This window comes from Desulfobaculum sp. SPO524 (assembly GCF_044987625.1).
Lineage (GTDB): Bacteria > Desulfobacterota > Desulfovibrionia > Desulfovibrionales > Desulfovibrionaceae > Desulfobaculum.
Genome location: NZ_JBJDSB010000002.1, coordinates 460,445 through 479,367, shown reverse-complemented (window position 1 = coordinate 479,367; position 18,923 = coordinate 460,445). Strand labels below are relative to the sequence as shown.

Genomic DNA, 18,923 nt, shown 5'->3' with positions numbered 1-18,923 from the left:
AAAAGCCAAATCCATCAGTCAGAAATCGCTGAGGAATTCCCTTCTTCTGCAGGCCCAGAGGCATCCGCGCGCCACACGGCGGCACGCACCTTGGCGCAGGGGGCCGCGTTCTCGTCAAACAGCACATCCCCAATGGCCGCAACAGGCACCATGCCGATGAGGGAGTTGAGCACATACGCACTCTCGAACCCGCCAAGCTCGGCCAGCGCCACGGGCTGCGGGGTAATGGCGAGTTCCTCGCGCGCGGCGGCAAGGGCGATGGATGGCAGCACACCTGCCGTGCGCTGGCCGCAGTCCACGGGCACGGGGGTGATGTATTTGTTCCCTGCGCGCAGCACCAGCGCGGCGGTTGCCGCCTCCAGCACATTGCCGTCCGGGGAACAGAGCACCGCATCGTCCAGCCCCTCGTGCACGGCGGCGCGGCGCGCCAACAGATAGGGCAGATAATTGCCGCACTTGTGCGCGCCAAGCCACGAATGGAGCGGACGCGGGCACACGCCAAGGGTACGGGACGTGCCGGGCGCCGGCGGCGTATACGGCGCGGCGCATACCACGGGGCGCGCCGGACCGCAGGCTGGCGCCGACGGCGAGGCGTCCACAGGATAAACAACGTTCACCCGCGCGTACTGGTCCTCAAGGCCGTTGCGGCTGACGACTTCCTGAATGAGCACCCGGCAGTCCGACACCTCGTACGGCACGCCAAACGCGCCAAGGCTGGACCACAGCCGCCGCATATGCTCGTCAAAGCGGCACACGGCGCTGCCATTCCAGAGCATGGTTTCAAAAAACGAAAACCCATAGCGAAACGCCGGACCGTCAACATTCAGCCCAATGCGTCCGCTGGTGAACTGTGCGCCGTCAAAATACATCATAATCCCAGTATCCTGAAAAATTTTGATGCCTTGGCCAGCGTTTCCTTATGCTCGGCCTCCGGCTTTGAGTCTATCACGATACCGCTTCCGGCATGAAACCGAAAGACCGCATCGCGCGCATCATAGGTCGCCGTGCGGATGGCGATGTTCGACTCCATGCTGCGCTCATCCTGCACCACCACAAGGCTGCCGCAGTACATGCCGCGGGCGTGTGGCTCCAGCGCCTCAATGATGCGCATGGACGAATGCTTGGGGCACCCGGTGACGGAACCGCCCGGAAAGGCGTCCAGCAGCAGGTCCAGGCAGGTGCTGTTCTGCCGCAGGCGTCCCGTCACGTTGGTATACATCTGGATGAGGTTCTCTACCACAAAGGTCGACTTGTGCCCCCTCACCCGCACGGAGCCATACTCGCAGTGCGCGGAGATATCATTGCGGATGAGGTCCACAATCATGGAGAGTTCCGCACTCTCCTTGGGGGATTCGGTCACGCGGGCGTCAAGGTCCGGGGTGTAGGTGTCAAAGGCAAGGGTCCCCTTGATGGGCTGGGACAACACCCGCCCCTCCCGCACGCTGAGAAACCGCTCCGGCGAGGAGCTGATTACCGTCACAGCCCCAAGGCGATACAGCGCGTAATACGGCGCAGGTGCCTCGCGCCACAGGCGCATAAACAGCGCCGCCGGGTCCAGCCCCGGCACATGCGCCGCGTACTCCGACGACAGACAGAGCTGATAGCTCATGCCGCTACGGATGGCCTCCAGCACCTCCTCCACGCCGCGCATATAGCCCTCACGGTCCAGACTCTCGCGCAGGGGGGTATTCGGAGCGGCACACGTCTGGTTGGCATACGTCTGGCCAGACGTCGCCGGAGCCTGCCGCGCCGCGTCCAGCATCTGCCGCGCAAAGGCCGCGTCGCCCTCGGCGTCCAGCGTCTGCGCGGCCATGTCGTACACCAGCATGACGCGGTACTTGCGGAAGCGTCCGGGTGGGCAGGACGACACCTTGTCCGTGGCTATGCCCATACGCGCAAGGCCGTACTCATAGGGCAGGCAGCCCAGCGCCGTGCCCGGCGTGTCAAAGAGGAACGCCGCAATCTCGGTGCGCGGGGTGTGCTCCTGCACCACGCACTCCCCGGTTGGCGCAACGCCAATGCGGCAAACCGGCGTATCCGCCCCGGCGCAGGAAAGAAACAGGTCGGCATCGGGCCGCGCGGCGCAGGCGGCGGCCAGCGCGGCAAAGCCCTCGCCGTCAAGCGAGTCCGCAATACGTGAAAGCATAATCGATGAACGCTCCGCCATTTTCGGTCAAAAAGGATTCGGGATGAAACTGGTAGCCGATGAGGGGCCGCCGGGGATGTGCCAGCACAAAGGGCACGCCCTGCGCGTTGGCCGCAAGGACATCCAGCCCCGCACCCACCGTGGAGACATACAGGGAATGATAGCGCGCCACGGTCCACTGGCGTTGCCGCCAGTGCATCACGTCCTGCCGCCCGTGCACGCAGCCCGCAAGGCGCGAGGTCACTCCGCCGAAGTGCGTATTGAGAATCTGCATCCCCAGGCACACGCCCAGCACAGGCACGCCGGAATCCACAATGCGCGCGTAGCCGGGATAATCCTGCGGCGCGCCCGGCCCAGGGGAAATTATCACCATATCCCACTCTGCCGGGGTCACGGCGTCAATCTCCGCCACGGGGACAATGGCGGGCGGGCTTGGGGCCACCTGCGCCACAAGATGCTCCAAATTCCGCGTAAAACTGTCCCGATTATCGATGATGACGATACGCATCGCACTCTCCGCTCCCGCGCGGGGGCCGGGCCGCCCGGCGGGGTTTGACATCCTTGCCGCCATCGCCCACAACCTCCTACGGGCCACGCGGCCCCCAAGGAGTGCAACAATGCAGACAAGCGACATAGTGAAATTTGACAGGGAGCACATTTGGCATCCCTACACGTCCATGAACAACCCGCTGCCCGTCTACCCCGTGGCGCGGGCCAAAGGCGTCCGCCTGACGCTGGAGGACGGGCGCGAACTCATCGACGGCATGAGCTCGTGGTGGGCCGCCATTCACGGTTATTCCCACCCGCGGCTTGTCCGGGCGCTGACGCAGCAGGCGCAGACCATGTCTCACGTGATGTTTGGCGGCATCACCCACCGCCCCGCAGTGGAACTGGCGCGCCGCCTTGTGGACATGACGCCCGCGCCGCTCCAGCGCGTGTTCTTTAGCGACTCCGGTTCCGTGTCCGTGGAGGTCGCCATCAAGATGGCCTTTCAGTATTGGCTGTCCAAGGGTGAAACGGGCCGCTGCCGCCTGCTGACGGTGCGCGGCGGCTACCACGGCGACACCTTCCGCACCATGAGCGTATGCGACCCGGAAAACGGCATGCACAGCCTGTTCGCCGGCGTGCTTGCCAAAAGCGTCTTCGCCCCCGCCCCCACTCCGGCCTTTGATGCGCCATGGGAGGACGAACACTTTGACGCTTTTGAGCAACTGGTCCGGGAACATGAGGCCGAGCTGGCGGCAGTGGTGCTGGAGCCCATCGTACAAGGCGCGGGCGGCATGCGGTTCTACTCGCCGGAGTTCCTGCGCCGCGTTCGTGAAATCTGCACCCGGACGGGCATTTTGCTCATCGCGGACGAAATTGCCACGGGCTTTGGCCGCTCCGGCAAGCTCTTTGCCTGCGAGCACGCGGGGATAAGCCCGGACATCATGTGCCTTGGCAAGGCGCTCACCGGCGGCACCATGACCCTTGCCGCCACCCTCGCCACGGACCGCGTCGCAAATGGCATCTCGGACGGCGAACTGTCCGTTCTTATGCACGGGCCGACCTTTATGGGCAATCCGCTGGCCTGCGCCGTGGCCTGCGCCAGCCTCGACCTGCTGGTGGAAAACGATTGGGCCGCCTCCGTCAGCGCCATTGGCGACCAACTCCGGCGCGAGCTGGCCCCCTGCGCGGACCTGCCCACGGTGCGCGACGTGCGCACCCTTGGGGCCATTGGCGTGGTGGAGACCACCCGCCCCGTGGATATGGCTGCGCTGCAGCGCTTCTTTGTGGACCGCGGCGTGTGGGTACGACCCTTTGGCCGCCTTGTGTACGTGATGCCGCCCTACATCATGAAAAAGGACGACCTCTCGCAGATAACGTCCGCCATTGTAGACGCCGTGGCGCGCCCGGAGCTGCTGTCATGAGCGAATTGCCCAAAAGACTCTTCGTCACAGGAACGGACACGGACGCAGGAAAAACCGTCATCAGCGCCCTGCTGACTCTTGCGCTGGACGCCCACTATTGGAAGCCCATCCAAAGCGGCGTCAACACAGACTCGGACACCCGCGACGTGCGGGCACTCACCGGCCTGCCGCAGGAGCGCTTTCTGCCCGAGGCCTACCGCCTGACCGAGCCGCTCTCCCCGCACGAGGCCGCCGCCATTGACGGCGTACGCATTGATTTAAACGCCATCACCCCGCCCGCCCTACCGCAGGACGCGCCGCTGGTGGTGGAGGGCGCGGGCGGCCTGATGGTGCCGCTGAATGATAAAGCCCTGATGCTGGACCTCATCACGCGCCTTGGCCTGCCCGTGGTCGTGGTGGCACGCTCCGGCCTTGGCACCATCAACCACACCCTGCTGACGCTGGCGGCCCTGCGCGCCGCCGGGGCCGAGGTTGCGGGTGTTATCATGAACGGCCCGCCCCATCCGGCCAACGCGGACGCCATTGCCCACTTTGGGCGCGTGCCCGTGTTGGCGCAGGTGCCCATGCTCGGCGACCTGTCACCGCAGGGCCTCAAAAACGCCTGCGCCCGGTACATTCCGTAACCGGACGCAAGCAGAGAAAGACCATCCAGCGCGCGGCGATCCTTCATGACGCCGCGCGTTTTTTATCCCTTTGGCGCGCCGGCAAACACGCCGCTGACAAACAGCATCCGCCACGACGCCACAACCTCGGTGCCGCCACCGCAAAGCTCCTCGTATCGGCGGCAAAACGCCGTGTAGCGCGAGCGGGAAAAGGCCCGCCCCGCGCCGGCTCCGGTCACGCCCGTACGCTTCAGCTCACGCAGGAAGTCGCGCACCGAAGGGTAGCGCATCTGCGCGTCCCACACCCGCGTCTGGCAGGTAACGCCCGGCGTGCCGCTTATTATCCATTCGTACTCCTGCGCGTCGCGCATGGGGACAACATGCCCAAAACCCGTCTCGCGGCTGACCTGCGCCAACTCGGCAAGGGTTCCCGCCACAAAGATGACAAAGGAAAACCGCCCACCCGGCCGCAGCAAGCGCAGATTCGCCGGGATGGAGCGCGCGGGGTCGCGGTACCACTGCATGGTGGACGCGCTCACCAGCAAATCCGCCCGCCCCGGATGAAGCGGCACCTCTTCGCCATCGGCAACCACAAGGTGCTCCCCGCCGTCCGGACGGGGCATGGCGGCCAGCATGCCGGGGGCGATGTCGCAGCCGATGTAGGTGTCCCACATGACATGCGGGCGCAGAAAATCCGTCAGCACGCCGCAGCCGGTGCCAATCTCCACCGTCACCGGATAATGCCCAAGGGGCACGGCGTCCGCGCAGTCGAAGGCCGCGCGGCGCTGGATGCGGGCCGCGCGTGAATATGTCGTCCCCGCCCTGCTAAAGGAGGCGGCAACCTGCCGTGTGCAGTACGACATCGGCAATGACCTCCTCTGTGATAAAATGTCCTGCGTCAACACGCTGGAAGCTGGCCCCCGCCGCCATGGCGGCAACGCGCTCCGTCTCGGCGGGCGGGACGATGCGGTCCGCCGCGCCGCCGATGAGAACCACATTCGACAGGGCCGCATCGGCATCAATCGCCTCCACCGTGGAGCGCGCCAAAAAGCGCAGCCCCTCAGTCAGCGCCGGGGCCTCGCCCGGCACCCAGTCTGTGGCCGCGCCGCGGACGCCGCAGTTGCGGTAAAAACTGCGCACCGTGCGCTGGGCCGCCGTGGCCATGTTGGCGGTCATGGTCTCCAGCACGCTGGCCTCAGCGCAGCGGGAAAACGCCGCAAAAGGCGCAACCAGCACAACACAGTCATATATCCCGGAAAGCCGCGCCACATCGCCAAGGAGAATATGCGCGCCCGTGGACCAGCCCACCAGCACGCCGCCACCCGTCAGCCGGGACAGCACCGCGCCGGGGGATGCATCCACAAAAGGCGCAATATGCTCGCCCTGCGCGGTCAGCCTCGGGAAAAACGCCGCCTGTCCGGCCCAGCCGGACACAACCGTTACGCGCGGCATACGCCACGCTCCTGCGCAAGGTCCGTAAACGCGACGCAGATGTCATCCATGGCCTTGTCCGAAATATCCGCCCGCAGCGAAATACGCAGACGCGCCGTGCCCTGCGGCACCGTAGGCGGACGGATGGCCGGAACGTACAGCCCCTTGCGGCGCAGATACTCGCGCGCGGCGATGGCGGCGTCGTTGTCACCAAGGATGACCGGGATAATCTGCGTGGTGGACCCGCCGGTATCAAAGCCCAGCCCGTCAAGGTGCCCGCGCAGGCGCTGGCTCAGGTCCGTCAGGCGGCCCGCCAACGCGGTATCCGTGGCCACACTGCGCAGGGCGGCGCGGTTGGCGGCCACCACACTGGGTGGCAAAGACGTGGAAAACACAAAGGACCGCCCCCGGTTGCGGACAAGGGCGATGATGTCCTCATCCGCGGCAATGTACGCGCCGTAGGAGCCAAGCGCCTTGCTAAAGGTGCCCATCTGCACGTCCACCTCGTCAGCGCAGCCAAGGGCGTGGCTCAGCCCCTTGCCGTCGCCCAACACGCCCGTGGCGTGGGCCTCGTCCACCACCAACAGCGCGCCGTGGTCCCGGCACAGGCGGACAATGCTCTCCAGATCGGCGCAGTCGCCATCCATGCTGAACACGCTGTCCGTCACCAGAATTTTCTGCGCCGCATCCGCGTGCGCCTCCAACTGCCGGCGCAAGTGGTCCATGTCGTTATGGCGGTAGCGGACGTGGCGCGCGCGGGACAGGGTGATGCCGTCAATGATGCTGGCGTGGTTGAGCCTATCGGAGAACACAGTGGCCGTGCGCCCGGCAAGAGCCGTCATAATGGACAGATTCGCCGCATAGCCGGAACCAACCACAAGGGCAGCCTGCGTCCCCTTAAAGGCCGCCACTTCGCGCTCCAGCGCGTCGTAGGCCACATCCGTCCCTGTTACGATACGCGAGGCGCCACTCCCCGCGCCGCCCTCCAGCGCCGCGCGGGCGGCGTGGTCGCGCAGGGCCGCGTGGCCGGAAAGGCCCAGATAGTTGTTGGAGGCAAGGTTCAGGAGCCGTTCCCCTTCATAGGTCAGGTACAGCTCCGCCCCGTGGTCTACCGGCGGCATCTCGCGCAGGAGCGATGCGGCGCGCATGCGCGAAAGCTCCGACGTAATGTGCGTTTTCCAAAATTGATCCTGTGCCATGGGCGGGAGAGCTACCGCAAATACCGCGTTGAAGCAAATAGCTCCTGCCGTGCCACCTTGCCTTTTTGTCCATTGTATCGGATGGTTGTGATGAATGCGGGAAATGTTTCGCACGCGCGGGCAACGTAGCGTCCCCGCTCTGCACTGCAGGCTGGCCCAAAGTGGCCGATGCACGGCGCAGAAACCCCGCGCCCCAGCGCATCTCTCTACGATGCGAAAGCCGTGCAGGCAGAAGAGGTCAGCCCCGCAGGTGCCTAGTTCAACAGCCATAAGGAGGCCGCATGACCTTCACGCTTCCCCCCTACAAGCAGCCGGATTTCACACAGCCGCCCCTCACGGACGCACCGCTGGCCCGTTTTGTGCCTGTGGAAAGCGCCGGCGTGGCCCCGCAGAACTTTCACGCCACGTCCATCTATCCGGAATACTTTCAGCTTGAGCGCGGCATGTGGGTCATGCCCGAGAAATCGCGCATGGACTGCGTTGTGGTGCGCGATGGCGACACACTGCACGTTGTGGAACCGCGCCGCCTTGCCCCGGGCGACCTGGTGTGCGTTGGCAGGCGCGAGGACGGCGAGGACGGCATCTTCGTGCAGACGGAACCCTTTGGCGCCGTGGACGGCGGCGCGGAGAAGTTCGCTTTCCGCACCCGCATGACGCGCGAAAGCTCCTTCTCCATCGACTACGACGAGCTGTACTCCCTGCTGCAATACGAGCGGGACAACGGCTTCATCCTGTGGGTGCTTGGCCCTGCCGTGGTCTTTGACCACGACTCGCGCGAGGCCCTCGCCCGCCTTGTGCGGCAGGGCTACGTGCAGGGGCTTCTTGCGGGCAACGCCCTTGCCACGCACGACATGGAGGCCGCCATACACACCACGGCCCTCGGGCAGGGGCTGTACTCCAAGCGCTCCGCGCCCCTTGGGCACTACCACCATCTGGATACCCTCAACGAGGTCCGCCGCGCCGGGTCCATGCCCGCCGCCATAGAATCCGGACTGGTACGAAACGGCGTCATGCACGCCATCCATGAAAAGAACATCCCCTACGTGCTGGCCGGGTCCATCCGCGACGACGGCCCTATGCCCGAGGTGATGGCGGACTGCTACGCCGCGCAGGACGCCATGCGCGCGCTGGTCCAGCAGGCCACCACGGTCATTGCCATGGCAACCCAGCTCCATTCCATCGCCGTGGGCAACATGACGCCCTCATACACCGTAACCACACACGGCGTGCGCCCCGTCTTCTTCTATTCCGTGGATATGAGTGAATTCGTCATCAACAAGCTGGCCAACCGTGGCTCGCTATCCGCGCGCTCCATACTCACCAACGTGCAGGACTTTCTTGTCACCACGGAGCGCGGCCTGCGCGACTGGTGCCGCGAAGGCCCGCCGCCACCGCCGGAAGAGTAGCCCCGGCACCGCCTGCTCTGCCCCAAATGACTACGGCGTCCGCCTCCCCATGGCATGGGAAACGGACGCCACTTATGGAGAGCGTTTCACAGGGAGCGCCCTTGGCCCTGCCCTGCGTCACCTGTCGTCCAGTTGGCCGGGGCGCGCTACAGCACGCCCCTCTTCTGCAGGGCCGCGCGCAACGCGCCATCAAGTGTCGCCTGCGCGGTCGCCTCGGCGCTGTCGGCGTATTCGTACACCACGCGCTGAGCGGGCTTGTCGATGGAGAGGAATCCCGTCAGCTTGGCCGGCGTTCCAAGCAGGACCATATCGCAGTCCACGGCGTTGATGGTGGCCTCCAGGTCCGCCAACTGCTGCTGGCTGTAGCCCATGGCCGGAAGCACCGGCCCCACCTGCGGGTACTTGGCAAACACCTCGCGGATACTCCCCTTCGCGTAGGGGCGCGGGTCCACAAGCTCCGCCGCGCCATACGCCCGCGCGGCCACACTGCCCGCGCCAAAAGCCATCTCGCCATGGGTGAGGGTTGGGCCGTCTTCCACCACAAGAACGCGCTTGCCGCGCACCGCCGCCGGCTCGGCCACGGACACCGGCGATTCTGCCAGCACCACCTGCGCCTGCGGACTGTGCCGGGCAATATTCTCGCGCACCATAGCCACGCCTTCGGGCGACGCGGTGTCCACCTTGTTCACCACGGCAATGTCCGCCATCAGCATATTCGTTTCGCCGGGGAAGTAGGTCAGCTCGTGCCCGGCGCGGTGGGGGTCGAAGACCGTAATCTGCACCGTCGGCTTAAAGAACGAGGTATCGTTATTGCCGCCATCCCACACGATGACGTCGGCCTCCTTTTCGGCCTCGCGCAGGATGGCCGCGTAGTCCACCCCGGCGTAGACCACAAGGCCGCGCTCCACCAAGGGTTCATACTCCTCGCGCTCCTCCACCGTACACTCATGGGCCGTGAAGTCCTCAAAGCTGGCAAAGCGCTGCACCACCTGCCGCGACAGGTCGCCGTAGGGCATGGGGTGGCGCACAACCACCACGCGCTTGCCTTCCGCGCGCAGAATGTCGCACACCTTGCGCGTGGTTTGGGACTTGCCGCATCCCGTGCGCACGGCGCACACGGCCACCACCGGGCGCGTGGACTCCAGCATGGTGTACGTCGCCCCTATCATCATAAAATCAGCGCCGCCCGCCATAACGGACGACGCCTTGTGCATCACGTCCTCGTGCCGGACGTCGGAATAGGAAAACGCGACAAGGTCCACCTTGTTGCCGCTGACGATGCGCTCCAGTTCGTCCTCGTGGCAGATGGGGATGCCGTCAGGGTACCCGGCCCCGCACAGTTCCACCGGATAGCTTCTGTTCTCGATGCCTTCAATCTGCGAGGCGGTAAAGGCCACAACCTCATAGCGGGGATTGTCCCGAAAATAGACATTGAAGTTGTGAAAATCGCGGCCCGCCGCGCCCATGATGACGACCTTCTCGACCATGTGTCAGGCTCCTGTGTTCAGGTTCATGCATGTCGATACATCCACGAAAGACCAGACAGGCGATATCGTCAAGGCTCTTTCCGTTTTTTCAGGCCCATGGAGGCGCCCCCGGAGCCGAAAGAGGCCACGAAAAACGGCGGGGACGCACCGTATGCGTCCCCGCCGCGGGAGTTTTTCGTCTGCGGCTTGAGGCCGCGCTATGGGTTATTCGCGCATGTCCGCCGTGATGTTTTTCAGCTCCACGGCAAGGCGGGCCAATTCGGCCACGGCCTCGGTGGACTGGGCCATGGCGTCGGCATTTTCGCTGGCGATGGAGTTGATTTCCTCGGTGGAACGGTTGATCTGCTCGCTGGCTGAGGACTGCTCCTCCGCCGCCGTGGCAATGGCCCGGACCTGATCCGCGCCCGACTGCACCATGCTGACGATTTCCTGCAGGGAGCGGCCAGACTGCCCGGCGCGCTCTGTGGTTTCCTGCACGGCGGAGACGGTTTCCTCGGTGCTTTCCAGACTGCGGCGGGCGCTGGTCTGGATGCTTTCGATATAGACCGCAACCTCACGTGTGGCGCTCATGGTCTTTTCCGCCAGCTTGCGGACCTCATCGGCCACAACGGCAAAGCCGCGACCGGCGTCGCCCGCGCGGGCGGCCTCGATGGCGGCGTTGAGCGCCAGCAGGTTGGTCTGGTCCGCAATGTCGGAGATAACGTCCATAATGCGTCCAATGCCTTCGGCCTGATCGCCCAGCTCGCCCATGATGGACTTGAGGCTTTCGGAGCGCTCGGCCACGGCGTCGATGATGCTGGCCATTTCGGACACGATGTGCGCGCCCTCGTCGGCCTTGCCGCGTGCGCCGTCCACCAATTCGGCGGCGCTGCCAGCGTTGCGCGCCACTTCCAGCACGGAGGCGTTCATCTGCTCCATGGCGGTGGCGGCTTCGGCAGTGCGGCGCAACTGTTCGCCGGAGCCTTGATTGGACTCGTCAATCTGCGCGGCAAGCTCCTCGGACGCCGAGGACACCTGCTCCGCCACGCGGTCGGCAAGGCGCGCGGCCTCGGCCATGCGCTCGTGCTGTTTGCGGATTTCCTCTTCCTGCCGCTTCATGTCCGTGAGGTCGAACCAGATGACCAAGGCGCCAATGGGGTTGCCGTCAAGGTCATGAATGGGCGTGCAGGTGGAATTAATCTGGAACTCGCGCCCGGAGGTCGTCGTCATGGGAATGTCGGCGCTCAGGCGTTTGCCCTGGTCCATGCTCTTCATGGCGAGGGTTTCGCGCGCGGCGTCGTGGAAGAAGAACTCGCCGGAGGTTTTGCCGTAGTAGTCTTCCGCCGTTCCGGGGAACTCCATCAGGCGTATCTTTTCGTCGTTGATGAACACCATTTCGTTCTCCGCGCTCACCACGGAGCACGGCAGGGTGATGCCCTTGAGCACGCCCTCGGCAAAGCCCAGCTTGTTTTTCAGCTCCTGCACCATGGCGTTCACGGAGGAGACGGTGCGGCCGATGGCGTCGTCGCCGTCGTACTCGGAGCGCGCGTTCAGGTCGCCGGAGGCAATGCGCTGGGTGACGGAAGACAGCTCATCAAGAGGCCGCAGCAACCGGCGCAGAAGCAGCACGGTAAACAGCGCCGCAGCCACAAGGCCAACGCCCACCACGCCAAGGCTGACCAACATCAGCGTGCGGTCCATGCCCAGCATCATGGAATCCTTGGCGATGGAGACAACCACCAGCCAGTCCCACGGGGCAAAATACTTTACAAAGCCGACGCGCTCGCGGCCGTTGTTGGTAAAGGTCACAATGCTGTCACGCGCGGAGGAGATGGCGCGCCACACATCCTTGCCACTGCCGGAGAAGTCGAGCTCGCGGTCCTCGGGACAGAACAGCAGGTGCCCGTTGCTATCGCTGACAAAGGCGTAGCCGCGCCCGGCAACGGAAATCTCACTCAGCATGGACTGCATGTGCGGAGACATAATCTCCGTGCCCACAAACAGCACCGCCACCACATTGCCGCCGTAGTCCGTAGCCGGGGCGTAGGCGGTGATGTACTCCTTGCCAAGCACTCTGGCGCGGCCGTAATAGGTCTCGCCATTCATGACCGTTTGGTAGACGGGGCTGTCTTCGGGGATGTAGGTGCCAACGGCGCGGGTGCCGTCGTCCTTGGTGATGCTGGTGCTCACGCGGACCAGCTTGCCGGGCAGCACCTGAAAGATGGTGGCATGAAAGCCCGACATCTCGTGGATGCGGTCCACGATGGAGGTGTCGTTCAGGATGGTGGTATCGGAAAGACGCATGGAGGGAATGTCCACGCGCTCCGCGTCCATCGTCTTCTGGTTGATGACGTTCATGGTCTCCACGTCATTCTTGGAGAGCCAGAACCCCATGTTGTCCTTCACCTGCTGGCTAAACCGCGCAACCTCATTGCGCAGGGCCACATCCATGCTTTCATCCTGCATGCGCGCGGCGTGGACAACCTCTGTGGTTGTGTTTTTGAGGAATTCCTGCCCGAAGGCGGTGAGGGCCTTTTGGGATTGATACAGATTTACAGCCGCCTGCGTACCCAAAAGCACGGCAACCGTCAGCAGTATCCCGGAGATGAGTTTCTTGTTGAAATTCAGTCGCATCAAGCACCCTATCCAAAAGTTCGAGTGGGGCGGTTGCCTGACAACCGGAGCACACATGGGGCGCACCCGCCACGCATACGGCCTCCGCCATGAGGAGTATAGAACCTAAGCCAGCCCGCTTAGCTGGCGTCGCAGTGGCGTCATGAATACGTCACATCATCGCACAATGTCCAGTCGGATATCCGATAGCCTTTAATACCAGCACCTTCAGGACATCACACGCCTTGCCTGCGTCTATCGGCGCTTGTGCGCAAAAGATTACCCCTACCGCCTGAAAATGCACATCTTTTCTCATTATCCGCCCACACACCCGCGGGCGCCCACAGTGCGTCGCAGACAGGGCTTGCCAAGGAAATCGTTTGCCGTTATATCCCATCTCCGCGTTTGGAAATCGGATGACGACAGCAGGAGAGACCGCCCGCGAGGGGGCGGCGCCGAAGAAGTAAATCTTTCAGGCAAAAGGACTGCTGTTCGACGAGCCTCTGGAGAGATTCCCGCAACGGGAACGCCGAAGGAGCAAGCCGGGATACCCCGGTGAAACTCTCAGGCAAAAGGACAGAGGGAAAATTCCACAGATGCACACCCCCCATGTGCGTCTTGGCGTATTTTCCGCATGTATTCCCCTCCACTGGCCGCATCATTCATTTCCTGATTGTTGAACCTTGAAATCCATAAGGAAACATCAGAAATGGACTTGTTGCAGCTCCTCGAAAAAGTTGACTCCTTTGTTTGGGGTCCCCCGCTTCTCATTCTTCTTGTTGGTACCGGCGCGTACCTGACCTTCCGCCTTGGCCTGCTGCAGATTCTGAAGCTGCCGCTGGCGCTGAAATATGTCTTCAGCCGCGAGAAGGACCAATCCCAACAGGGCGACGTGTCGCCATTTGCCGCCCTGTGCACCGCCCTTTCCGCCACCATCGGCACCGGCAACATCGTGGGCGTGGCCACCGCGCTGAAGGCTGGTGGTCCCGGCGCACTGTTCTGGATGTGGCTTGCCGCCTTCTTTGGTATGGCCACCAAGTACGCCGAAGGCCTGCTGGCCGTGAAGTACCGCGTGGTGGACGAAAACGGCCAAATGTCCGGCGGCCCCATGTATTATCTGGAACGCGGTTTGGGGAACCGTTTTCTGGCGCGCATGTTTGCCGTGTTTGGCATTGGCGTGGCCTTCCTTGGCATTGGCACCTTTCCGCAGGTGAACGCCATTACCGAGGCAACGCAGGGCGCGTTTGGCCTGCCCAAACTGCTCACCGCCGCCGTACTGACCGTTTTGGTCGCCATGGTCACCCTTGGTGGCATCCGCCGCATCTCCGAAACGGCAAAGCGCATCGTGCCCTTTGCGGCGGTGTTCTACATTGCCGCATCCGTGATGATTCTGGTGCTCAACGCGGACAAGGTGCCCGCCACCGTCAGCCTCATCATCCAAAGCGCCTTTGCGCCCGAGGCCGCCTTTGGCGGCGCACTGGGCGTGACCATGCTCATGGCCATGCGCAATGGCGTGGCGCGCGGCGTGTTCTCCAACGAATCCGGCCTCGGCAGCGCGCCCATCGCCGCAGCCGCAGCGCGCACCAATTCCTGCGTGCGTCAGGGCCTTATCTCCATGACGGGAACGTTCTTCGACACCATTGTCATCTGCACCATGACGGGCATTGTGCTGGTGATGACCGGCGCGTGGAATACCGACGGCCTTGCCGGTGCGGACATGACCAACGCCGCGTTCAACATGGGCCTTGGTACCGAAATTGGGCAGTACATCGTCACCATTGGCCTTGTCTTCTTCGCCTTCACCACCATTCTTGGCTGGAACTACTACGGCGAGCGCTGCACGGAATACCTTGTGGGCGTCAAGGGCATCCGCCCCTTTAAAATCGTCTACATTCTGCTGGTGGCGTCCGGCGCGTTCCTGAAGCTGGACACCATCTGGCTGCTGGCGGACATCGTCAACGGTCTAATGGCCGTGCCGAACCTTATTGGTCTGCTGGGCCTCTCCGGCGTGGTTGTCGCCGAAACCCGCGCCTACTTTGCCGCGCGCTCCGGCGCGGGCGAAACGTGCTGCGCGCGCTGACCCGCACGCACGCCACACGACACACAGGGCCGTCCCCGCTTGGGGGCGGCCCTTTTTGTAGGCAACGGCGCACCAGTAGGGATGCCGCGTTGGCTGAAGGGAGAAGCCCCGCACGCGTCGGGGCGCCCCACTCTGACCTGATCCGCGGATGCTCCGCGCGCTCCGATCAAGGGGGAAAACCTTGCCGCTCAGGCTCCACGCCGGCCTGATCCTCGCCGGTCTCCTCCCGCCCCGGTCAACGGCAGTCTCCCAAAGGCCTCGCCATCTCCACCTCGCCGCGCCTCCATCACGCCCGGCCTTCCCGTGTCTCCCAAGCGTTGCGCCATGATGCCCCCCTCACGCCCCCTCACACAGCCATCACCATCGCGCACCGCACACCACCGGCACCCACTGCCAGCGCCCCCTCCCGCGCAAAGCCCTGCGGCGCGGGGCTATCCCTGTGGCTCCACCAGAGGCGTGTTTCGTGCTACCCTTGTCCCGCCCGGAAGCCCGGACGGCGTCCGGTTCGGCACCACACATGACACGGCCCTCACACCAAGGAAACACAATGCGCCACGTGCACTCGCCGCTTTCAAAAATCATCAACGCCGCCCTGCCGGGTGCGGTGCTCTTTCTGCTGCTGCCGCTTTTGGTCTATGTCACCAACCTCAACGACGTGCTGGTGCCCAAGGCGGACATCCTGACGTGGGGACTGGCGGCGTGGGGCGGCTCGTTCCTTGCGCTGTGTCCCATTGTCGCCCTGCCGCGCACGAAACTGCCGCTCATCCTGTGCGGCGGTGCCGGGTTGGGGCTAGCCATTGTTGTGGTCTTTCTGCCTGTGGACGCCCCGCCCCTTGCGGGACATATCGCCGAGGCCCCGCACCTTGTGGATACCCTCATTGCCATGCTGAAACTCGGCGCGGCCATGGGCACATGCATGCTCCTTCTGCGCCTGCGCCCCGCCTTGGCGGATACGCTCAGCGGCGTCGTTCTCCTCTTCACCATTGGCCTTGCGCTGTGGACAACGGCTTTCGTCACCGCCGAAAGCGAACGCGCCCTCACCGAGGGCCGCCGCAACATGCAGGCCACAAGCACCATCGGCCATGAACGCAGCATCATTCTGGTGCTCTTCGATAACGTCCGGGGCGACGCGGCAGAGCGCCTTCTTGCCACGCGTCCACAGGTGCGGCAGTGGTTCCACGGCTTCACGCTGTACCCAAACGCCCTTGGCGTGGCCGGAAGCACCTCTTTCACCGTGCCCGTGGTCTACGCAGGGCGCGCGGACTTTTTACCGCGCCACCAGACCGTCAACGGCATCTTTGGCGCGGCGTATGCGGACTCCATCTTCACGGACGCCGCCGACGCCGGATTTCAACCCGCCGGAGCGTTCTATGCCTCCATGCCGCGTGGCGGGCTGCCCTATACCTCCTGCCTCGACTGGCACCGCACCCCGCGCGCCGCGCTGGGCGGCGCATACGCCTACGCCAAGCACATGGCGGTGTCCCTGCGGCGCATCCTGCCTGCGCCCCTTGTGGACGCTATGCGGAGCAGCGCCCACACCCTGCGCCGCCGCGTTACCGGGCGTCCGCCGCGGACGAAACAGTCCCGCCACACGCCGCAGGGCGTCACCCCGCATGATCTGGACATCATGCTCAAGTCGCGCCGCTCCCTCGTCAACTGGCGCGATGCACTCCGCGTTGGCGATACGCCGTCAACACTGCTCTTCTTCCACTCCCTTGTGACGCACAGCCCCTACGTTTTTGGCGCGGACGGCAGCATCCTTCCGCGCCCGGACGAGGAAGCCACCACCCTGTACGGCCTGCGCCTCATGCATTCCATCATCACGCGGCTGGAGAGACTGGGCGTTTTGGACAGCACGCTTGTGGTCTTCCTCTCGGACCATGGGCATGGGCTGGACGGCGGCAACTTCAACCCCCTGCTCATGGTGCGGATGCCGGGGGACAGCGCGCCATACCGCACAGACCCGGCCCTTGTCTGGCACGGAGATATCCGCCCTGCGCTGCGGCGGTTCATGGCTGGGAAAAGCGGTGGGGAATTCTTGGATGCGCATCAGCGCGGACGGGACTTCATTGATGGCACGTTCTACCACGTGCCCACGACAGGACGCTTCATCCCTCCGGCGCAGTTGCCGCAGGTCCGGATGCGATTCACAGGAAACCACGGCGCCATTCAGCGGGCGCTGGACGCCGCGTCCTCTCAGGACGAGTGAGGCTCGGCCAAATACAGCGTCCGCGTTCCGCTGGGCAGGGGATGCGCCGCCGCAATGCGAAAACGCCGCGCAAGGGCGGCCTCGAAGTGCTCTTTGGTGTACTCGGCGTGAGCCTTGCGCTTGTTCTGTAGCAGACGCTTGGCCTGCGGGTCGTCCTTGGCGACAAACTCCACAATCACCGTGCCGCCAAGGTCCGCAATGGCGTCCACCAACGCTTGCACAGGAATATTCGCCGTGATGCACAGGTGGTGCACCACCGCCAGCAGCAGGGTCAGGTCCGGGCGCGCCCTGTGGGCGAGGGCGGGACGCTCGCGAAGGTGCCAGCCCATGGCGGGCGAAGGGTCGTGGAAGCGGTAGACAAGGGGCAAAACATTGCGCGGGCCGCCCTGCGTCAACTGCTCATAGTGCGCCCCGCACACGGCTTCGTCACTGTCGAGGGCAAGAACGCACCGCGCGTGCTCCGCCGCCATGCGCGAAAAGACGCCCCGGTTAGCCCCCACATCCCACACGGTATCCCACTGACGCTGCGCCACCCAGCGCGCCACAACCTCCTGCTTTTCCGCCCACGACTCACCGCAATAGCTCTCACTCTCGTCATAGGCCGTCCATACGGACTCGGTCCGGCGCGAGCGCAACGTCTCCACCAAATACCTCAGCCGACGCAGATTTGTGCGTATAGCCTCGGATGAGAATCCGGAGTCACTAATGGCCCCGCGCAGGTCCCCGTTCCGCCCGGCAGCCGTACGCGACAAGGACGCGTGCAAAAACACATGCGTCAGCACGCCGCGCCGCAGCATATCACGCCAGCCAAGAAGCCGCGCCATCACCTCCGGCTCTATGCCCTCAATATTCCCGCGCAAAAAGGACTGATACGGAATATCGCGGTAGGCCTCTATGAGCAGGGGATACAAATACAGCTGGCAAAACTGCCGGTACCCCTGCCACGTATCGCCCTCCTCATGCCGCCGGAAGGAGGTCACGTCGATGAACACAGGGTGCCCGTCCTTCCATTGGATATTGTAGGGCGTGGCGTCTTCGGCAAGGAAGCCGTCGCCAAGGGCGGCCAGCAGCAGGTCCAGTTGCAGCATGGCCGCGCGGCGCAGCATGGGAAAGGGCCATTCGTACGGGTAGGTCACGGCGGGGACAGGCTCGTGTTCCACGGCGGTGACCCATGGGCCGCCCCCCTGCCTCACCAAGTCCTGCGCGTCCCCCGGTTCCCATGTGGAGACGATGCTGCCGGTCTTTTGCCCCAGCTCCCAAAAGGACGCGCCGGAGAGCACGCGCCACGCCCGCGCGGTGTCGGCGTCCAAAAAGCGCACCACGCGCCCCCCGGCGCGAAACACGCGGCTGCCTTCCTCGCGGTAGGACCCGACAACGGGCCGCACCTCAGGCATCGTCATCCTTCCCCATGCGGAAAAAGGCCTTAATGCGGTGCCAGAACAGCTTCAGGATGACCGCCACGCCTGCCAGTCCGCCAAGCAGAATCTGCAGCAGCATGCTCCCCGCGCCGGGGTCCAGATAGGCGTGGGCACAGGGCGGAAGCACCAGACCAAGGCCAAGAAGGCAACACCACAAACGCAGCGCCAGATGCAGCATGTCAACATTCTCCGGGGGCTTAGGTTCACTCCTCCACACAGTCTTGTACCCCGCCAGCGCGGGTGATGACAACCACTGCGCCACGCGTCCTGCTTCCACGCTGTGCGCCGCCCCGGCGCAGCGCCCTGCCAGAGGGCCGCGTACCGACCGTCGCCACCACCCAAAACGCCCGCCACTAGGCCTTTTTTCCGGGCGTTCGTTTCCCCAGCATCCGCCGCGCTCCGCAGTGCGAATATGCCCCTAACGCCTTGACTTTCCAGACAGG

The 18,923-nt window shown here is 64.3% G+C and carries 14 protein-coding genes, 2 pseudogenes and 1 riboswitch; of the genes and pseudogenes, 5 read left to right on the top strand and 11 right to left on the bottom strand.

The annotated features are described in order from the left end of the window. Positions 1 to 14: 14 nt before the first annotated feature. Genes ACI3L3_RS07795 through ACI3L3_RS07785 form a run of 3 tightly spaced genes read right to left on the bottom strand, consistent with a single transcriptional unit; the run spans position 15 to position 2,654 of the window. Positions 15 to 872, bottom strand: a complete 858-nt coding sequence (locus tag ACI3L3_RS07795) for an aminotransferase class IV (RefSeq protein ID WP_404844543.1) — start codon at positions 870 to 872, stop codon at positions 15 to 17. Continuing rightward, positions 869 to 2,146, bottom strand: a complete 1,278-nt coding sequence (locus ACI3L3_RS07790; RefSeq protein ID WP_404844542.1) for a chorismate-binding protein — start codon at positions 2,144 to 2,146, stop codon at positions 869 to 871. Before ACI3L3_RS07790 ends, ACI3L3_RS07795 begins: the two co-directional genes overlap by 4 nt. Then, positions 2,118 to 2,654 carry an aminodeoxychorismate/anthranilate synthase component II gene (locus ACI3L3_RS07785; protein ID WP_404844541.1) on the bottom strand — a complete coding sequence of 179 codons (537 nt, stop codon included), beginning with the start codon at positions 2,652 to 2,654 and terminating at the stop codon, positions 2,118 to 2,120. Before ACI3L3_RS07785 ends, ACI3L3_RS07790 begins: the two co-directional genes overlap by 29 nt. Positions 2,655 to 2,763: 109 nt before the next feature. Here ACI3L3_RS07785 and bioA point away from each other — a divergent pair, with 109 nt between their 5' ends. Continuing rightward, positions 2,764 to 4,056 carry an adenosylmethionine--8-amino-7-oxononanoate transaminase gene (bioA, locus tag ACI3L3_RS07780; protein WP_404844540.1) on the top strand — a complete coding sequence of 431 codons (1,293 nt, stop codon included), beginning with the start codon at positions 2,764 to 2,766 and terminating at the stop codon, positions 4,054 to 4,056. Further along, positions 4,053 to 4,679, top strand: a complete 627-nt coding sequence (gene bioD, locus ACI3L3_RS07775; RefSeq protein ID WP_404844539.1) for a dethiobiotin synthase — start codon at positions 4,053 to 4,055, stop codon at positions 4,677 to 4,679. The genes bioA and bioD overlap by 4 nt, the downstream gene beginning before the upstream one ends. 62 nt (positions 4,680 to 4,741) lie before the next feature. Here bioD and ACI3L3_RS07770 read toward each other — a convergent pair whose 3' ends face one another. From ACI3L3_RS07770 to bioF, 3 genes are read right to left on the bottom strand one after another with little or no spacing between them, the layout of a single operon-like run. Next, positions 4,742 to 5,521, bottom strand: coding sequence for a methyltransferase domain-containing protein (locus ACI3L3_RS07770; RefSeq protein ID WP_404844538.1), 780 nt, complete (start codon positions 5,519 to 5,521; stop codon positions 4,742 to 4,744). Beyond that, positions 5,484 to 6,110: an alpha/beta fold hydrolase gene (locus ACI3L3_RS07765; RefSeq protein ID WP_404844537.1), complete on the bottom strand. Its 627-nt coding sequence runs from the start codon at positions 6,108 to 6,110 to the stop codon at positions 5,484 to 5,486. The genes ACI3L3_RS07770 and ACI3L3_RS07765 overlap by 38 nt, the downstream gene beginning before the upstream one ends. Beyond that, entirely contained in the window at positions 6,098 to 7,237 is a 1,140-nt protein-coding gene (bioF, locus tag ACI3L3_RS07760; protein WP_404844536.1) for an 8-amino-7-oxononanoate synthase, read from the bottom strand. Before bioF ends, ACI3L3_RS07765 begins: the two co-directional genes overlap by 13 nt. A 332-nt stretch (positions 7,238 to 7,569) precedes the next feature. Between bioF and ACI3L3_RS07755 the strand changes: the two genes are divergently transcribed. Then, positions 7,570 to 8,694, top strand: a complete 1,125-nt coding sequence (locus ACI3L3_RS07755) for a hypothetical protein (RefSeq protein ID WP_404844535.1) — start codon at positions 7,570 to 7,572, stop codon at positions 8,692 to 8,694. Between the two features lie 146 nt (positions 8,695 to 8,840). On the opposite strand, the gene ACI3L3_RS07750 is transcribed toward ACI3L3_RS07755, so the two are convergent. The 3 genes and pseudogenes from ACI3L3_RS07750 to ACI3L3_RS07740 form a co-directional block, all read right to left on the bottom strand. Further along, entirely contained in the window at positions 8,841 to 10,181 is a 1,341-nt protein-coding gene (locus ACI3L3_RS07750; RefSeq protein ID WP_404844534.1) for a cyclic 2,3-diphosphoglycerate synthase, read from the bottom strand. A gap of 204 nt (positions 10,182 to 10,385) precedes the next feature. After that, positions 10,386 to 10,982 (bottom strand): annotated as a pseudogene (locus tag ACI3L3_RS07745) (methyl-accepting chemotaxis protein); the annotation flags it as partial. 303 nt (positions 10,983 to 11,285) lie between these two features. Next, positions 11,286 to 12,794: pseudogene (locus ACI3L3_RS07740) on the bottom strand (Cache 3/Cache 2 fusion domain-containing protein); the annotation flags it as partial. Positions 12,795 to 13,266: 472 nt separating this feature from the next. After that, positions 13,267 to 13,363: riboswitch (glycine riboswitch) on the top strand. A 119-nt stretch (positions 13,364 to 13,482) separates the two neighbouring features. On the opposite strand from ACI3L3_RS07740, the gene ACI3L3_RS07735 reads away from it, so the two are divergent. Together ACI3L3_RS07735 and ACI3L3_RS07730 are read left to right on the top strand one after the other, a co-directional pair. Continuing rightward, positions 13,483 to 14,853, top strand: coding sequence for an alanine/glycine:cation symporter family protein (locus ACI3L3_RS07735; RefSeq protein WP_404844533.1), 1,371 nt, complete (start codon positions 13,483 to 13,485; stop codon positions 14,851 to 14,853). A gap of 547 nt (positions 14,854 to 15,400) precedes the next feature. Beyond that, complete coding sequence (locus tag ACI3L3_RS07730) at positions 15,401 to 17,062, top strand: hypothetical protein (protein ID WP_404844532.1); 1,662 nt, start codon at positions 15,401 to 15,403, stop codon at positions 17,060 to 17,062. Here ACI3L3_RS07730 and ACI3L3_RS07725 read toward each other — a convergent pair. After that, positions 17,050 to 18,456, bottom strand: coding sequence for a hypothetical protein (locus ACI3L3_RS07725; protein WP_404844531.1), 1,407 nt, complete (start codon positions 18,454 to 18,456; stop codon positions 17,050 to 17,052). The two genes, ACI3L3_RS07730 and ACI3L3_RS07725, sit on opposite strands and share 13 nt — an antisense overlap. After that, positions 18,449 to 18,658: a hypothetical protein gene (locus ACI3L3_RS07720; protein ID WP_404844530.1), complete on the bottom strand. Its 210-nt coding sequence runs from the start codon at positions 18,656 to 18,658 to the stop codon at positions 18,449 to 18,451. Before ACI3L3_RS07720 ends, ACI3L3_RS07725 begins: the two co-directional genes overlap by 8 nt. Positions 18,659 to 18,923 lie beyond the last annotated feature (265 nt).